Below are 16933 nucleotides of genomic sequence, written 5' to 3' on the forward strand. Positions count from 1 at the left end.
ACACTCCGCGTCCTACGCCCGTGCGGGGTGACGCTGCCCTGCCCTGATGCTATATCGAATGGATTCGATCTGCGACAGGTGTCCGGCCCGGTCCGGCGGGGTTTGACCCTGCGCGACGGCCCGACCACGGACCGGCGGCACGCTCAGCGGGTACGCGTCCGCCGGGCCGCCAACTCCGTACGGTTACGGACGCCGAGCTTGCGGAAGATGTTGCCCAGGTGGAACTCGATCGTCTTCACCGAGACGAAGAGCCGCTGCGCCGCCTCCCGGTTGCTGAGCCCGTTGGCGATCGCGGTGGCGACCCGGGCCTCGGCCTCGGTCAGCGTCGACTCCCCGGCCGGCACCGGGAACGGCGGATCGGCGACCAGCGGACCACCGGCACCCGTCGCGGGCGTGCCGAGGGACCGCAGATCCCGCATCACCAGCGTGAGCATCCCGGCGGCACCGGTCCGGGCGTACCCCGCGCACGCCTGCTCCAGCAGCCGGGCCGCCTCGCCCCGCCGGCCGGCCCGCCCGTGGTGCACACCCAGCAGCCAGGCCACCCGGGCGGCGAGCAACCGCTCGACCGGGCGGGTCAGCAGGTCCACCGCAGCCGTGAGGGCCGCCGTGGTGGCCGTGCCCGGGTCGAGGATCCAGGCCCGCCACGCCGGCAGCACCGACCCGCCCGGCCAGGAGGCCGGCGGGTCGTCGACCCCGGCGAGCAGGTCGCCCGCCAGCCGGGACCGGCCGGCGAGGGCGTGGTGGGTGGCCAGCTCCCAACGGTGCTCGTACTGGAGGCCGGCGGTCGCCCCGACGTCCCTGGCCACCACGAGTTCGAGCAGCCCGGCCCAGGTCTCCCGGTCACCCCGGGCAAACGCCAGCGCGGCCGTGCACTCGGGCAGATGGCGGGCCACCCAGGCCGAACCGACCTGCGCCGCCAGCTCGCGGGCCTGGTCCAGGTGGACGGCGGCGTCGTCCAGGTCACCGCGCAGCGCGTCGCACTTGGCCAGCCAGGAGGTCGCCTCGGCCTGCACGTCGGGGGTGCCGCACTGCGCGGCCAGCCGGGCCGCCTCCCGCAACTCGGCCTGACCCCGGACCAGGTTGCCCGCCCAGCAGTCACCGACCCCGACCAGGGCGAGCAGCCGGGCCCGGTCGGCCGGCGGCAGGTCCAGGCCGGCGAGCAGCGGGGCGAACCGGCGCGCCTCGTGCGGACGCATCAGCGTCATCACGGCGGTCAACGCGCACTCCACCAGTACCGGGTCGTCGCCGAAGGCGTGCTCGTCGAAGATGCGTACGGCGGCGTCGAGGTGCTCCGGGCCCTCGGCCAGGCCGGCCCGGGTGGCCGCCGTCCCCGCCAGGGTGCGGTAGATCAGTGCGGTCCGCGCCGAGCCGCTCGCCTCGTGGGCCTCCCGCACCCGGGTCAGCAGCGGGAGCAACTGGTCGCTGTCGGCGGTCCGGGACAGCGTGAGGAAGGCCCGGAACAGCAGCCGCGCGGCCTCGTCCGGTTCGGCACGGTCGGCCGCCGACAGCAGGCGCTCGGCCGTGATCTCGGTGGACACCGGCTGAGCGTAGAACCCGGGGCCAACCCTGGGGATTTCCCCGGTGCCCAGGTCACCCCGGGCCGCCCAGACTGCATGCACCTGCCGGTCCAGCCGGCCGGTGGGCGTTCGCGAACGGATAGAGGTAGCACCATGAAGCGTAGGACCGTACAGATCGACACCATTCCCACCGACGGGATGGAGCTGGCCGACGACCAGCTCGCCCGGATGCTCGGTGGGCTGCCGCGCAACGGGGCGGGCTCGTCGAAGACCATCGACGACATCCCCGGTGGGGGTCGGCCGGACACCGACACCGACTTCGACTGATCCGTCACCGTCGACGATCCGGCCCACCGAGGTGGCCGGGCCGTCGGCGGGCCCCCGCCCGGAGTACCCATGATCCTCATCCTGACCGCCCCCGACGACGTGCACGCCGACGCGGCAGAGGTGGAGCTGGGCCGGCGCGGCGTCCGCTGGGTCCGCTTCGACCCGGCCGACGTGCCGTCCCGCGCGTCACTGTCGGTGACCATCCGGAACGGCCGGCTGACCCGTACCCTGGTCCGGCACGCCGACCCGGGCGGGACCGTCGACCTCGACGCGGTGACCGCCGTCTGGTTCCGCCGCCCCGGTGTCCCGGTCGCCCCGCCCCACCTGGGCGACCCCCACGCCGGCTTCGTGGTCGAGGAGAGCCGGCAGTTCGTCGGCGACGTCTGGGAGACCCTCGACGTGCCGGCGCTGCCCGCACCCCGGCCGGTGGTGCTGCGGGCCCAGCAGAAGGTCCGCCAGCTCCAGCTCGCCCTGCGCCTCGGCTTCGACGTGCCGGCCACCGCCGTCGGCAACGACCCCGGGGCCGTGCTCGACCTGTTCGACCACACCGGCGGCCAGATGATCACCAAACAGGTCGGGCTGACCAGCCTGCGCGACGAGCTGATGCGCTTCACCGAACCGGTCACCCACCGCGACGTCGGCCACGTCGACGGGGTACGTCACTGTCCCCTCATCGCGCAGGAACGGGTGCCCAAGCGGGTCGAGCTGCGGGTCACCGTCGTCGGCGACCGGGTGTTCACCGCCGCCATCGACTCCCAGCGGTCCAACCACGCCCGGCACGACTGGCGTCGCCAGGACGACCGGAACACCCCACTGAGCCGCTACGACCTGCCCGCCGACGTCGCCGCCCGGTGCAAGGCGCTGACCCGCGCGCTCGGCCTGCGCTACAGCGCCCTCGACCTGATCGTCACCCCCGACGACCGGTACGTCTACATCGAGATCAACCCCACCGGCCAGTACCTGTGGGTGGAGGAGGAGACCGGGCTGCCCATCACCGCCGCCGTGGTCGACCTGCTCACCACGCCCGCCCCCACCCCCGGAGCCACCACGTGACCACCCTGGACCCGGCACTGCTCGACGCCGCCGTCACCCTCGTACGGGAGCTGACCGCCGACCGCGCCAGCCTGCCCGAGGCCCGCCGACGCCTCACCCCGCTGCGGGAACGCTGGCCCGGTGCCGATCCGGCGGTCGTGCGCGACGAGGAGGTGGCCGACGGGTCGGTCGCCTTCGACGTGCTGCTGCGCGAACCGGCCGGCACGGTCTCCGTGGCGTACAGTCCGACGCCGGCCCTGCCGTGGCCGCTGCGCGGGGCGGTCCGGCACTCCGACCACCACCTCGCCCGGGTCGGCACCCGGACGCTGCGGGTGGGCGAGGCGCTCACCGCCCTCGACTTCCTCTGGTACGACCACGACGTGCTCGCCCGGCTGGTCGACACCGGCCTGGTCGCCGAGGAGCTGGAGCAGCACCCGGTCGCGGTCGACGACGACGAACTCCAGGCGGCGGCCGACGCGTACCGCCGGGCCAAGGGCCTGCTCGACGCCGAGTCGACCGCCAGGTGGCTCGCCGAGCGGGGGCTCACCGCCGAGGACTTCGCCGACCTGATCGCCCACACCGTGGCGGTCGCCCGGCTCCGCGCCCGGGTGGTGGGTGACCGACTGCCGGAGTGGTTCGCCGCGCACCGGTCCACGTTCGACCGGCTCCTGATCGTCTGGGCCGCCGAGGGGACGCCCCCCACCGACCGCGCGACAGCGCTCGCGACGGTGGCCGCCGCCGTCCGCGCCGGGCGGGCCGCCGGCACCCTGCGGACGGTGGCGGTCGCGGCCCCGCCGGAGCTGCGCGACGCCGCCGGACCGGTGCCGACCACCATCGCCGGCACGGCGGTGACGGCCGTGGTGGTCGACCGCGAGCCGGCCGTCCTCGACGACGGCACCCGGGCGCTGGTCGAGCGGGCCATGTTCGACGAGTGGCTGGCGCAGCGGCGGGCCGGCACCGACATCGAGTGGTTCTGGCTGCCCCGGGACCGGACGACCCGGGTCCGGTGACCGGCCGGCGACGGGTGCCGGTGGTGCTCCAGGTCGCCGCCACCGACTGCGGGCCCAGCGCGCTCGCCATGCTGCTCGCCGCCCACGGCCGGGCGATTCCCGTGTCGTACCTGCGGGCCCGGCTCGACGTCGGCCGGGACGGCCTGAGCCTGCGCGACCTGCGCGACGAGGCGCAGGAGCACGGGCTGCGCTGCCGGGCGATCGCCCTGCCGGCGCTGCGCCGGGACGCCACCCGGTTGCGGGAGCTGCCGTTGCCGCTGCTGGCCCACTGGAACGGCGACCACTACCTGGTGGTGGAGCGGATCGGCCGCCGTGGCGTCGACGTGGTCGACCCGGCGGTGGGCCGCCGACGGCTCTCCCCCGCCCAGTTCTGCGCCGGCACCACCGGGGTGGTGCTGCTGGCCGCACCCGACGGTCCCGCTCCGCCGGTGCCTCCGGCACCGTCACCGGTACGTGACCTGCTGGTGCCGGTGCTGCGCCGGCACACCGGGCTGCTCGCGCTGCTGGCGGCGACCTCGGTGCTGCTCACCGCGACCGGCCTGGCCGTGCCGTGGGCGACCGCCGCGCTCATCGACGCCGCCGCTCCCCCGGCGGCGACCTGGCTCGCGGCCGTCGCCGCGCTGGCCCTGCTCACCGGGGCGTTGTCCCTGGTCCGGGGGCTGACCGTGACCGGCCTGCAACGGCGCATCGGCAGCCGGCTCGGCACCGAGACGGTGCACCGGCTGTTCGAGGTGGTCTACCGGTACTTCCACCGCCGGTCGGCCGGTGACCTGGTCGACCGGGTCCGGGCGGTGGCCGGTGTCCGGGACCTGCTGGCGTCGGCGCTGGTCGCCACCGCCCTGGACGGGCTGCTGGTGGTCGGCTACCTGACCGTGGTGACCGTGCTGGCCCCGGTGCTGGGGCTGGTGGCCGCCGCCGTGATCGCGGTGCAGGCGGGCACGGCGCTGTGGGTCGGCCGCCGCTCCGGCGCGCTGCAACGGGAGGAACTGCTCGCCTCCGGTGAGGAGGCGGCCCGGCTCTCCGAGGCGGTGCAGGGCATGGCGGCGATCCGGGTCGCCGGGGCCCAGCAGCGGGTACGGGAGCGCTGGCAGGAGTCGTTCGACAGGGGTGTGTCGGCGGCGCACCGGCTGGCCCGGCTGACGGCGGTCGCGGACGCGCTGCTCGCCGCCTGGTCGATGGCGTGCCCGGTGCTGATGCTGCTGGTCGCGGTCCGGCAGGCCGACTCACCGGGACGGGCCGCCGGCCTGGCCGCGCTCGCGGTGGCCGCGATCACCCCGGCGGTCGCGCTGGCCCAGCGGCTGCCGTCGTTCACCCTGCTCGCCCCCACCATGGACCGGCTGGCCGACATCGTGGACGCACCGGTCGAGCAGCCCACCCCTGGTATGCCGGCGCCCAGGCTCACCGGGCTGGTCACCCTCACCGGCGTGGGTTTCCGGTACGACCGGAGGTCGCCCTGGGCGCTGCGCGACGTCACCGCCGTGATCCGGCCCGGCAGCAAGGTGGCGGTGGTGGGCGGCTCCGGCAGCGGCAAGAGCACCCTGGTCGGCCTGCTGACCGGCCTGTACGCCCCGACCGAGGGCCGCATCCACGTCGACGGCCACGACCTCGCCACGCTGGACCTGTCCTCGGTGCGCCGGCAGATCGGGGTGGTCCTGCAGGAGACCTACCTCGGCGCGGGCACCCTGCGCGAGGCGTTGACGTTGTCCCGCCAGGACGCCTGCGACGCGGCCGTCGACCGGGCGGTCCGGCTGGCCGCGCTGCACGACGACGTGGCGGCCCTGCCGATGGGGCTGCACACCCACCTCGGCGACGGCGGCGTCGGCCTGTCCGGCGGGCAGCGGCAGCGGGTCGCGCTCGCCCGCGCGCTACTGGCCGACCCGGCCCTGCTCATCCTGGACGAGGCGACCAGCGCGCTGGACACGGTGACCGAGGCGGCCGTCGAGGCGAACCTGCGGATGCTGCCGGTGACCCGGCTGGTGATCGCGCACCGGCTGTCGACGGTCGCGGACGCCGACCTGGTGCTGGTGCTCGACCGGGGGCGGCTGGTGGAGAGCGGACCACCGGGGGTGCTGCTGGCCGCCGGTGGACCCTTCGCCCGGCTGGCCGGGGTGCCCGGTGCCGTCCGGTCGTGGCCCGACCCGGTTAGCTGAGCCGGTCACGGCGCGTGCGGGACGGCGGCGAACTCCACCAGGTCGAGGCGGCCGTGGGTGGACGCATAGCGGGTGAGTGAGGTGTTGGCGACCGGGGTGGTGGCGAGGATCGCGTCGAGGTCGGCGAACGGCAGTCCCTCCAGGACGTGCCGGGCGGCGACGACCACGGCGTCGTGGGCCACCACCCACACCCGGCGGCCGGCGTGCCGGCGGTGCAGGTCGGCCAGGGCGGCGCGGACGCGGGCGGCGACGTCGTCGAACGTCTCGCCGCCGGGTGGCCGGTAGGCGTAGAGGCCGTCGGCGGCGAGCCGGGCCGCCTCGGCGGGGAACCGTTCGGCGATCATCAGCGGGGTCAGGAGTTCCAGCTCACCCATGAGCCGGTCGACCAGCCGCCCGTCGAGGTCGACCGGGACCGGGGCGACGCCGAGGGCGGCGGCGGTGTCCGCCACCCGCGCCCAGGTCTGCCGGGCCCGCCGGTACGGGGAGCAGACGACGTGGTCGGGACGCCGGTCGGCGGGTTGCGCCGCGAGCCAGCGGCCGAGCCGGGTGGCCTGTCGCCGGCCCAGCGGTGACAGCGGGACGTCGGCGTCGCGCCCGGTGAGCCCGTGGGTGGCGACGCCCCGCGTGTGGGCCTCGGCGAACGCGACGTTGGCGACGCTCTGCCCGTGCCGGACGATGGTCAACTCCGCGACGGTGTCCACCGTTCCACTGTCCGGCAGCAGCCGGTGCGGGGCGACCCCGGGCGGCGGGACGCTGCCGGAACGACGGCGGTACCCGGCAGCTCGCCGGCCTCGACACCCCCGACCGAACACGTTTCCGAAAGTTTCCGAAAGTCGTTGACGCGTTCGAAATGCCGCTGCAATACTCCGATTCACAGCGACATCAACGCATCTCGATAGAACCCCGCATCCCCAGGCAGCACCGCCCCCAGGAGGACCTGCGCATGATCTCCAGCACCGGTGGCTCCGGTCACCCGTCCCGCTCCCGAGCCTCCCGCCTGACCGTCCGGCTGGCGGTGCTCGCCACCACCGTGGCGCTGGGCGCCGTCGGCGTCGCGGTCTCCGCCACCCCGTCCAGCGCCGCCGCCTGCAACGGCTACGTCGGTCTCACCTTCGACGACGGACCGACCGGCAGCACCGGCGCGCTGCTGAACGTGCTGCGCGCCAACAACGTCCGGGCGACCATGTTCAACGTCGGGCAGAACGTGCAGGGCAACCCGTCCGCCGCCCGGGCCCAGGTCGACGCCGGCATGTGGATCGGCAACCACAGCTGGAACCACGCGCACATGACCTCGATGGGTCAGAGCCAGATGCAGTCCGACCTCTCCCAGACCAACTCGGCGATCCAGTCGGCGACCGGCGTACGGCCGCAGCTGTTCCGCCCGCCCTACGGCGAGACCAACTCGACTCTCCAGTCGGTCGCCTCGTCGCTCGGCATGCGCCAGGTGATCTGGGACGTCGACTCCCAGGACTGGAACGGCGCGAGCGTCAGCCAGATCGTCTCCAACGCCGGCCGGCTCCAGAACGGCCAGGTGATCCTGATGCACGACGGCATCCAGAACACCCGCGACGCGATTGGGCAGATCATGGCCAACCTGAACAGCCGTGGCCTCTGCCCGGGCATGATCTCGCCGAGCACCGGCCGGGCGGTGGCCCCGGACGGCACCCCGCCGACCAACCCCCCGACCACCCCGCCCACCGGCACGCCGACCACCCCGCCGGCCGGTGGGACGTGCACCGCGACGGCGACGTACCCGAACGTGTGGGGCGACCGGTACAACACCTCGGTGACGGTCCAGGGCGGCAGCAACTGGACGGTGGTGGTGGCGCTGACCGCGCCACAGAAGGTCAACACCACCTGGAACGGCACGCCCAGCTGGGACAGCTCCGGTTACGTGATGACGATGCGGTCCAACGGCAGCGGCAACACCTTCGGCTTCACCACGATGATGAACGGCAACAGCGGCGCCCGGCCGCAGATCCGGTCGTGCACCACCGGCTGACCGGCGGGCGGCACCCGACCCGGGGCCCGCAGGCCCCTCCCCGACCACAGGCCCTCCCCGGACGTCACGGCGTCCGGGGAGGGCCGCCGCACGACCGCCCGTCGAGGCGGACCCGAAACTTTTCAGTCACCTGCTCGAAACTACCGGTTGAAAACCCCGGGATTACCTGCCAACCTGAAATCCATCGATGAACGTGAACGTTAACAGCACGCCACGGGCCACCCACCACCACCAGGAGGTACCGACAGTGCGAGGACACGCACCGCACTCCCCGCCCCCGGCACAGCCCCACCCGGCCCGGGTCTCCCCCCGTCGACGGGGCCGGCTGGTCACGCTCGCCGCGGCCGGGATCGCCGCCGCCCTCGTCGGGTTGTTCACCATGACGGTGACGACCGGCACGGCCTCGGCCGCCGACAACCCGTACCAGCGGGGCCCCGACCCGACCCGGAGCAGCGTCGCGTCCGTGAACGGTCCGTTCGCCAACACCTCGGTCGCCGTCCCGACCGGGTACGGCTTCAACGGCGGACGGATCTACTACCCGACCGACACCAGTCAGGGCACCTTCGGGGCGGTCGCCATCTCGCCCGGCTACACCGCGCTGTTCTCCGTCGAGCTGGCCTGGATGGGGCCGTGGCTGGCTTCGCACGGCTTCGTCGTGATCGGCATCGAGACCAACAGCCGCAACGACTTCGACACCGCCCGGGGCACCCAGTTGCTCGCCGCACTGGATTACCTGGTGCAGCAGAGCCCGGTCCGGGACCGGATCGACCCCACCCGGCTGGCCGTCTCCGGTCACTCGATGGGCGGCGGCGGGGCGCTCAGCGCGGCCCTTCGCCGCCCGGCGTTGAAGGCGGCGGTCGGTATCGCGCCGTACTCGCCGTCGTCGAACCTGGCCAACGACCGGGTGCCCACGATGGTCTTCGCCGGGCAGGCGGACACGGTGGTCACCCCGTCCTACGCCTCCGGCCTGTACAACAGCATCCCGGCCACGACCGAGAGCGCCTACCTGGAGGTCGCGGGGGCCGACCACGGGTTCATGGTCGGCCGGTCGAACCCGGTGCTGATCCGGACCATGCTGCCGTTCCTCAAGATGTTCGTCGACAACGACGCCCGGTACAGCCAGTTCCTCTGCCCGCTGGCGGACAACAGCGGCGTGGTCAGCTACCGCAGCACCTGCCCGCTGCTGCCGCCGACCGCGACCACCCCGCCGCCGATCCCGTCGGACACCCCGCCGCCGATCCCGACCACCCCGCCGCCGACCACGCCGCCGCCGAGCAACCCGCCCGGCGCCGCCAGCCTGATCGTCGGCGCGCAGTCCAACCGGTGCCTCGACGTGCCCAACGCCTCCCGCGCCAACGGCACCCGGGTGCAGCTCTGGGACTGCAACCGCGGGACCAACCAGTCGTGGACGTACACCACGAACAAACAACTCCGGGTGTACGGCGACATGTGCCTGGACGCGGCCGGCTCCGGCAACGGTGCGGCGGTCCAGATCTACGGCTGCCACAGCCAGACCAACCAGCAGTGGAACGTCAACGCCAACGGCACCATCAGCAGCGTGCAGTCCGGGCGGTGCCTGGACGTCTGGAGCACGGCCAACGGGGCGCAGGTCCAGCTCTACGACTGTCACGGGCAGACCAACCAGCGGTTCACCCTGACGCCCCTGACCTGACGGCCCGGCCGGCACCGACCGGCGACCGCTGCCGCACCACGCGGACCGGGCCGGTGTCTCCCGCATCAAGGGAGACACCGGCCCGCTCCCGGTGGGCGTACGCGGCGGAGGTGCATTCCGCCCGGCGCCGACCGTTCGCTCCGCTAATCGACGTTGGCGGGACAAGCCGTGTCCGGTTTGCGAGGCTTATCGGGTGCGGAGGGATGATCCCGCGCCACACCCGACAGCCGGGGGTCGGCGTCTGGTGGCCCGTGACCCCGGGGCCATCGGCGATGTGAGCTGGGTCGAGCTCTTCGTCGATCTGCTCTTCGTGTTCGCGTTCCTGGCCGTCACCACGCTGATGGCCGAGCATTTCAGCCCCCTCGGGTTGGTCCAGGGCGTGCTCGTGATCCTCCTTCTCTGGCACTGCTGGACCCCGTGTGTCTGGCTCGGCAACGTGGTGCACCTCGACCGGGGGATCATGCCCCCGATCATGCTCGGCATCGCCGCCGCCCTGCTGGCGATCGGGGTCGCGATACCCGAGGCGTTCACCGACCGGGCCGGCGGGCTGCCCGGCCCGATGGTGCTGATCTGCGGATATCTGCTGATCAGGGCGACCGCCATGGTCGTCCTCACGTTCGTCAGCCACCGGGGCGAGGGCAGACAGCCGTCGGTGGTCGCCGCCTGGTTGATCTTCATCGCCGGTGGGCTGGTGCTGCTCGCCTCCTACCTGGTGCCGCCGCTGCTGCCGGCGATCGTCGACGCCGCCCTGGTGCAGGCTGTGCTGTTCGCGAGCGCTCTCATGATCGACTCGCTGATCCTCGTGGCGGCCAGCAAGGGCGGCTGGCGGGTCGTCTCGCCCTGGCACCTGGCCGAACGGCACGCCCTGATCGTGCTCATCGCGCTCGGCGAGACAATCATCTCGATCGGCGCCAGCGAGGGGCTCGGGGTGGACCGCCCGGTGACCTCCCAGTTGGCCGTCGGGGCGGTGCTGGGCATCACCGTGGTCTTCGCGCTGTGGTGGAGCTACTTCGACCTGGCCAAGGTGATCATCGAACGGGCCCTGCGGGCCAGCTCCGGGCGGGACCGCGCCCGGGTCGGTCGGGACGTCTACAGCGGGCTGCACCTGCCCATGATCGGCGGGTTGATCTTCTTCGCGCTGGGGCTGAAGTACCTCAACACGCACGCCACCCCGAAGAGCACCCACCCGTGGCCGTCGGCCGGCGTCGCCATCCTGTACGGCGGTGTGCTGCTCTATCTGGGCGCGCTCGTCGTGGTGGAGTGGCGGGCGGTCCGGTTGCTGGGTCGGGGTCCGCTGGTGGGGGTGGCGCTGCTGACGGCGCTGCTGACGGTGGTCGGACGGCTGACCGCGGTGCAGGCGCTGGTGGTGCTCGTCGCCGCCGTCTGCACGATGCTGGTGCTGGACAACACCCTCTTCCGGCGGAAACACCGGCAACTTCACGAGTCGGTCGAGCAGGAGAGCCTCCACGTCGGGACGGTCGACCCTCGGGAACTCTTCGTCGACCTCGTGTTCGTGTACGCCTTCATCGAGGTCACCGCGGTGATGAACCGGTTTCCGACCCTGCTCGGCCTGGCCCAGGGCATGATCCTGCTGGCGCTGCTGTGGTGGGCCTGGACGTCGTACACCTGGCTCGCCAACGCCGTGCGGCACGACAGCACGTTGGTGCGGCTGTGCACGGCGGGCATCATGACGGCGGTGCTGCTGATCGGGCTGGCGATCCCGCAGGCCTTCGTCCCCCTGCCCGGCAGCCTCCCCGGCCCGCTGCTGGTCGTCGGGTGTTACATCGGCGTCCAGCTCATGCAGGGGTTGATCTTCCGGCAGCTCGTCCGGGAGAACTCCGACCTGCGGGGCACCCGGACCCGGTTCGTCGCCACGACCGCCACCATCGCCGTCCTGCTGGTGATCACCGTCATCGAGGTGGTCGCCCCCGACGCGGTCGCCCGGCACCCCGCCATCACGCTGCTCTGGGTGGCCGCGCTGCTCGTGCAGTACGTCGCCGGGTACTGGGCCGGTGGGCGGCTGTGGCGGATCAGGCTGGTCCGGCACTGGGCCGACCGGCACGCCCTGGTCATCCTGATCGCCGTCGGCGAGGCGGTCCTCTCCGTCGGCATCTCCATCAACAACGTGCCGATCTCCGCCCCCACGCTGGTCGTCGTCGTCGCGTCGGTGGTGGCCCTCGGCACGATCTGGTGGAGCTACTTCACCGGCATCGACGCGGCCCGGATCGCCCTCGGGGCCTACGAGGGGGACCGTCGGGTCCGCGCCGCGCGGGACGCGTACACCTATCTGCACCTGCCGATGATGGCCGGGATCGTCCTGGTCGCCTACGGCCTGCACCAGACCCTGGCCGCGTCCCAGGAGCGGCACAGTGCCCTGCTGGGCCACTACACGCTGTTCTTCGGGGTGGCGTTGTACCTGTTCGGCAACCAGATGTTCTGGCTGCGGATCTTCCGGACGGTCAGCCCCCACCGGCTCATCGGCGCGGTGGTGGTCACCGTCCTCGCGCCGGTGACCGTCGCGCTGCCGTCCGTGGTCTCGTTGTTGCTGCTGACCGTGCTCGGCGTCGGCTTCGCCGTCGTCGAGGCGGTGCAGGAGGGTGACCCGCGGACCCGGCGGCCCGCCCGGACGTGACCCGGCTCCGGCGGCCCGACCGGGCTCAGCCGGCGGTGCAGGGGCTGCCGTTGAGCCCGAAGCTGGTCGGTGGCGCGTTGCTGGTGCTCCAGCTGCCCTGGATGCCGAAGCTCACCGAGCCGTTCGCCGGTATGACGCGGTTCCAGTCGACGTTGCGGGCCGTCACCGTGGCCCCGCTCTGGCCGGTCGTCGCGTTCCACCCGGAGGTGATCTGCTGGTCCCCCCGGAAGCTGAAGGTGAGCGTCCAGCCGTCCACCGGCGCGGTCGCGGTGTTCTGGACCGTCACGACGGTGACGAACCCGCCCTGCCACTCGGACTGGTTCTGGTAGGTCACCCGGCAGGTGGGCGGCGGCGGCATCGGCGTCGTCGGCGGGGTGGGCGTCGTCGGCGCGAAGACCGTGTTGGAGGCGATCGAGACGTTGCCGGCCGCGTCGCGGGCCCGCACGTAGAACTGGTACCGCAGCGGCGTCGACGGCGGGGGCGGCGGGGGGAGCGCGATCGTGTACGTCGTCGTCGACACGGTGGCGACCAGGAACGAGCTGTACCAGCCGTCGAAGCGGTAGACGTTGTAGCCGCTCACCCCGACGTCGTCGGTCGACGGTGACCAGGAGAGCGTGGCGGTCGAGTCGGTCACGTCGCCGAGGGTCAGGTTCTGCGGCGCGCTCGGCGGGGTGGTGTCCGGCCCGGTGTCGGTGACCGGGGTGACCACGGTGACCGGCTCCGACGCCAGGGAGCGGTGCCCGACGACGTCCCGGGCGGAGATCCGGAACAGGTACTGCCGGCCCGGCGTGATGTAGTTGCTGATCGTGGTGGTGGTGACGTCGCCGACGCTTGCCGACATGACGACGTCGTCGAAGGGGCTGTAGTACGTGATGTCGTAGCCGGCGATGGCGCAGCAGCCGGGGGTCGCGGCCGTCCAGGTGAGGGTGACCGACCTTGTCCTGACCTGGCTGGCGGTGACGTTCGTGGGCACGCCCGGCGGGAAGGGCGAGGTGTTCGGTGTGCCCGGCGGGGTGGTGGGTGCCGCAGTCGGCGGCGGCGTCGTGGCCGCTCCCGTCAGGGGTGCCGCGGCGGGTGCGGGCGCGACCCCGGGGAGCCCACCGGCGGCCGCTCCGGGGGGCGTCGTGGTGCCGGCACCGGCGGCCGGTACGGCGATCGCTCCCACGCCGAACACGGCGATCGACGAGACGACGGCGACGAGCAGGCCGGGCCGCACGCGGCGGCGCGGCGCGGACGAACGGACCCCTGGCATACGTCCACCGTGCGTCAATACATCGACGACTGTCAACGACTTACACCAACCGGTGCGCGGTTCCCGAGCCACCTCGACCCGTTCGGGTCCGACACCGGCCCCCGCACCGCTCAGCCGGCCGTCCAGGCACGGAGCTTGTCGGGATTGAGGACCGTCCAGATGCGCCTGATCCGCTCACCCTCGACGTCGAACGCCAGCACCGCCCCGACGACGCCCGCCACCTGCGCCACCAGACCGGGTTGCCCGTTGACCGTGCGCTCCAGGAGTCGGACGCCGGAGGCCGCACCGCCCCGATCGGCGAAGAAGCGCGCGATCCGCTCGGCGCCCTCGATCGGGTGGAGTACGGCGCTGACCAGTCCGCCGCCGTCACCGGTCGCGGTGGCGTCGGGCGTCAGCAGACCGACGAGCGCGTCGATGTCGGTGTCCTCCCACGCCTGCTTGAAGGCCCGCACGACACCGGCCTGCCGGGCTGCCGGCACCCTGGGCGCCGACGATCCGCGCACCCGGCGACGGGCGGACGAGGCCAACTGGCGGCACGCGGCGGGCGTACGGCCGACGACCTCGGCCACCTCGGCGAAGGAGTACCGGAAGACGTCGTGCAGGATGAACGCGACGCGCTCGGCCGGTGTCGTCGATTCGAGCACCACCAGGAAGGCCATGCTGATCGACTCGTCCAGGGTGACCCGGTCGACCGGGTCACCCGTACCGTCGCCGGTCCACTCGGCACTGTCGGGCAGGGGCTCCGGAAGCCACTCCCCCACGTAACGTTCCCGCCGGACGCGGGCCGAGCCGAGCACGTCGAGGCAGATCCGGCCGGCGACCCTGGTCAGCCAGGCACCCGGGGTCTCGATGGCTCCCCGCTGGTCGGGGGAGAGGGCATACCAGCGGGCGTACGCCTCCTGCACGACGTCCTCGGCGTCGGCCAGGGACCCGAGCAGCCGGTACGCGAGACCGATGAGCTGGGACCGCTCGCTCACGGGTCCACTCGGGGCCACCTCGGGCCAGTCCAGTCCGGGCCCGCTGGGGTTGGTCATGCTGACGCCGACTCCCTTGATCGTCCGCTTCCCCACCGGTTCGACCGACGGCACCCGCAGCTGCGGAGTCGAAGCGCCGCCTGACATTCGGCAGGGCTGTTTCGTCGTATCGGTAGGCCGAACACTATCCCAGCAAACCGCGGGGAGAACCTGACATGAACCTCGCCCCGGGCGACACCGACACCGTCGTGGCGGACCTCGCGCCGCCGGTGCCGGCCGGTCTCGTCCGGGGTCACTTCGGCCCGTGCTCCGTCAGCAGTTGATCCACGGCCATCGTCACGGCACCGCCGACCGGGAGAGAACGATCATGGAACCAGTGAACCTCGCGATCATCTACTACAGTGCCACCGGCACCGTGCACACGCTGGCCAAGGCCGCGGTCGAGGGGGCGGAGAAGGCCGGCGCGAATGTACGCCTGCGCAGGGTGGCCGAGACGGCTCCGGCCGAGGCTGTCAACGCGAGGGAGGAGTGGGCCCAGCACGTCCAGGACACCGCCGACGTCGAGGTGGCCAGTGGCGACGACCTGGAGTGGGCCGACGCGGTCATGTTCGGCACCCCCACCCGCTTCGGTCTCGTGTCGAGCCAGCTCAAGGCATTCATCGACACCCTCGGTCCACTGTGGTTCCACGGCAAGCTCTCGAACAAGGTCTACTCGGCCTTCACCGCCTCCAACAGCGCGCACGGCGGGCAGGAGTCGACCCTCCTGTCGCTGTCCAACATCTTCTACCACTGGGGCGGGATCATCGTTCCTCCCGGCTACACCGACCCGATCCAGTTCCAGTCGGGCAACCCCTACGGCACCTCCCACGTGGCCGGGGGTGGCCCGCCCAGTGACGTCACCCTCCAGGCGGCCCGCTACCAGGCCCGCCGCGTGGTCGACACCATGGCCGCGCTGAAGGCGGGCCGCCCCGCCTGATCCGACCTCCGGCGACAGCCGTGGGAGGGGTGACCCGCCGGCCGGGCCGGCGGGTCACCCCTCGACGTGGCCCACGAAGCGGGGACGGGACGGTGGTCGTCCGGCCCGACCGGACCCACCCGGGCCGTCCTGCCGGCGACAGGTCGTCATACGCCGCCGGTGGCGTACGCCGTCAACCGGCGAGCCGGACCGGCAGCGCGGCCAGCCCTCGGGTGAGCAGGCCCGGGTGCCACTCGATGGCGTCGGCATCCACCGCCAGCCGGGCCTGCGGGAACCGGGCCAGGAAATCCCCGATGGCGACCTGTGCCTCCATCCGGGCCAGCGGCGCCCCCATGCAGAAGTGGATGCCGTAGCCGAACGAGAGGTGCGGGTTGCGCTCACGGTTCATCAGGAACCGGTCGGCGTCGGCGAACGCGGCGCCGTCCCGGTTGGCCGCGTGCAGGGACACCATGACCAGATCCCCCGCCGCCACCTCCGTACCGAAAAGGTTCATCGCCGTGGTGACGGTGCGCAACGCGGCACCCGTCACGGGGCTCTCGTACCGGAGGAACTCCTCGATGGCCTGGGGCAGATCCTCGGGGTGGGCCCGGATGTGGTCGGCCAGCTCCGGGGTCCGCAACAGCAGGTAGAGACCGTTGCCGATCAGGTTCGTCGTGGTCTCGTGGCCGGCGACGACGAACAGGAAGGCCGTCGAGATCAGCTCGTCCTCGGTGAGCCGGTCGGCCTGGTCCCGGGCGGCGATCAACGCCGACAGCAGCGCGTCGTCCGGGTCGACCCGACGCCGGGCGACCAACCCCTGCAGGTGCGCCACGAAGTCGGTGACCTCGCGGACCGGAAAGACCGGCGCTCCCAGCCCGGCGCTGAACGCGTCGGCCCACCTCCGGAAGTTGGCCCGGTCCTCGACCGGCACCCCCAGCAGTTCGGAGATCACCTGGACGGGCAGCGGGGACGCGTACCCGGCGATGAGATCCGCCTCGTCGGCACCGGCCGCGAGCCGATCCAGCAGATCCCCGGAGAGGTGTTCGACCCGGGGACGCAGCGCCTCGATCCGCCGGGGCACGAAAGCCTTGGCGACCAGCCTGCGCAGCCGCGTGTGGTCGGGCGGGTCGATACGCAGCATCGACGTGTTCATCGCGGACCGCACCTGCGGACTCAACGCGCCCTGGTCGAACCAGTCGTGCTGGTCCCGGTTGGACAGGCGGGGATCGTTCAGCGCCTCGCGCACCTCGGCGTGCCGGGTGACCATCCAGACCGGCACGCCGTTGGGTAGCCGCACCTGCCGGACCGGTCCGGCGGCGTGCATCGAGGTGAGGAAGTCCTGCACCGTACCGGTCAGGTCGAGGACATCCGGGGAGTCGCTCATCAGCACCACTGCTCTCTCACACGGCG

Annotated in this window: 13 protein-coding genes; 8 read left to right on the plus strand and 5 right to left on the minus strand. The window is 72.9% G+C overall.

Annotation, left to right across the window (positions count from 1 at the left end; genetic code table 11):
- Window positions 1–143 precede the first annotated feature (143 nt).
- Window positions 144–1538, minus strand: a complete 1395-nt coding sequence (locus JQX11_RS33410) for a LuxR family transcriptional regulator (protein ID WP_204925347.1) — start codon at window positions 1536–1538, stop codon at window positions 144–146.
- 132 nt (window positions 1539–1670) lie between these two features.
- Here JQX11_RS33410 and JQX11_RS13620 point away from each other — a divergent pair, with 132 nt between their 5' ends.
- The 4 genes from JQX11_RS13620 to JQX11_RS13635 all read left to right on the plus strand — a co-directional run bounded on the left by JQX11_RS13620 (window position 1671) and on the right by JQX11_RS13635 (window position 6036).
- On the plus strand, window positions 1671–1844 hold the full coding sequence (locus JQX11_RS13620) for a putative ATP-grasp target RiPP (RefSeq protein ID WP_204925348.1): 174 nt from the start codon (window positions 1671–1673) through the stop codon (window positions 1842–1844).
- Window positions 1845–1913: 69 nt separating this feature from the next.
- Window positions 1914–2897 (plus strand): MvdC/MvdD family ATP grasp protein, encoded by a 984-nt coding sequence (locus JQX11_RS13625; protein ID WP_204925349.1) that lies wholly within the window; start codon window positions 1914–1916, stop codon window positions 2895–2897.
- A complete protein-coding gene (locus JQX11_RS13630) occupies window positions 2894–3886 on the plus strand; it encodes a TIGR04500 family putative peptide maturation system protein (protein WP_204925350.1) in 993 nt (330 codons plus the stop codon). Before JQX11_RS13625 ends, JQX11_RS13630 begins: the two co-directional genes overlap by 4 nt.
- Window positions 3883–6036, plus strand: a complete 2154-nt coding sequence (locus JQX11_RS13635) for a peptidase domain-containing ABC transporter (protein ID WP_204925351.1) — start codon at window positions 3883–3885, stop codon at window positions 6034–6036. The genes JQX11_RS13630 and JQX11_RS13635 overlap by 4 nt, the downstream gene beginning before the upstream one ends.
- Window positions 6037–6041: 5 nt before the next feature.
- Here JQX11_RS13635 and JQX11_RS13640 read toward each other — a convergent pair whose 3' ends face one another.
- Entirely contained in the window at window positions 6042–6737 is a 696-nt protein-coding gene (locus JQX11_RS13640) for a histidine phosphatase family protein (protein WP_204925352.1), read from the minus strand.
- A gap of 242 nt (window positions 6738–6979) precedes the next feature.
- Here JQX11_RS13640 and JQX11_RS13645 point away from each other — a divergent pair, with 242 nt between their 5' ends.
- The 3 genes from JQX11_RS13645 (at window position 6980) to JQX11_RS13655 (ending at window position 12342) form a co-directional block, all read left to right on the plus strand.
- Window positions 6980–8038 carry a polysaccharide deacetylase family protein gene (locus tag JQX11_RS13645; protein WP_204925353.1) on the plus strand — a complete coding sequence of 353 codons (1059 nt, stop codon included), beginning with the start codon at window positions 6980–6982 and terminating at the stop codon, window positions 8036–8038.
- Between the two features lie 187 nt (window positions 8039–8225).
- Window positions 8226–9710, plus strand: a complete 1485-nt coding sequence (locus JQX11_RS13650) for a poly(ethylene terephthalate) hydrolase family protein (protein ID WP_204925354.1) — start codon at window positions 8226–8228, stop codon at window positions 9708–9710.
- Between the two features lie 274 nt (window positions 9711–9984).
- On the plus strand, window positions 9985–12342 hold the full coding sequence (locus JQX11_RS13655) for a low temperature requirement protein A (RefSeq protein WP_204925355.1): 2358 nt from the start codon (window positions 9985–9987) through the stop codon (window positions 12340–12342).
- Window positions 12343–12367: 25 nt separating this feature from the next.
- On the opposite strand, the gene JQX11_RS13660 is transcribed toward JQX11_RS13655, so the two are convergent.
- On the minus strand, window positions 12368–13594 hold the full coding sequence (locus tag JQX11_RS13660; protein ID WP_204925356.1) for a cellulose binding domain-containing protein: 1227 nt from the start codon (window positions 13592–13594) through the stop codon (window positions 12368–12370).
- A gap of 110 nt (window positions 13595–13704) precedes the next feature.
- Window positions 13705–14628 carry an RNA polymerase sigma factor SigJ gene (sigJ, locus tag JQX11_RS13665; protein ID WP_232377848.1) on the minus strand — a complete coding sequence of 308 codons (924 nt, stop codon included), beginning with the start codon at window positions 14626–14628 and terminating at the stop codon, window positions 13705–13707.
- A gap of 307 nt (window positions 14629–14935) precedes the next feature.
- Between sigJ and wrbA the strand changes: the two genes are divergently transcribed.
- Window positions 14936–15544 (plus strand): NAD(P)H:quinone oxidoreductase, encoded by a 609-nt coding sequence (gene wrbA, locus JQX11_RS13670; RefSeq protein WP_204925357.1) that lies wholly within the window; start codon window positions 14936–14938, stop codon window positions 15542–15544.
- Between the two features lie 172 nt (window positions 15545–15716).
- Here wrbA and JQX11_RS13675 read toward each other — a convergent pair whose 3' ends face one another.
- Complete coding sequence (locus JQX11_RS13675) at window positions 15717–16907, minus strand: cytochrome P450 family protein (protein WP_204925358.1); 1191 nt, start codon at window positions 16905–16907, stop codon at window positions 15717–15719.
- Window positions 16908–16933 lie beyond the last annotated feature (26 nt).

The organism is Micromonospora humida, assembly GCF_016901255.1.
Taxonomy (GTDB): Bacteria; Actinomycetota; Actinomycetes; order Mycobacteriales; family Micromonosporaceae; genus Micromonospora; species Micromonospora wenchangensis.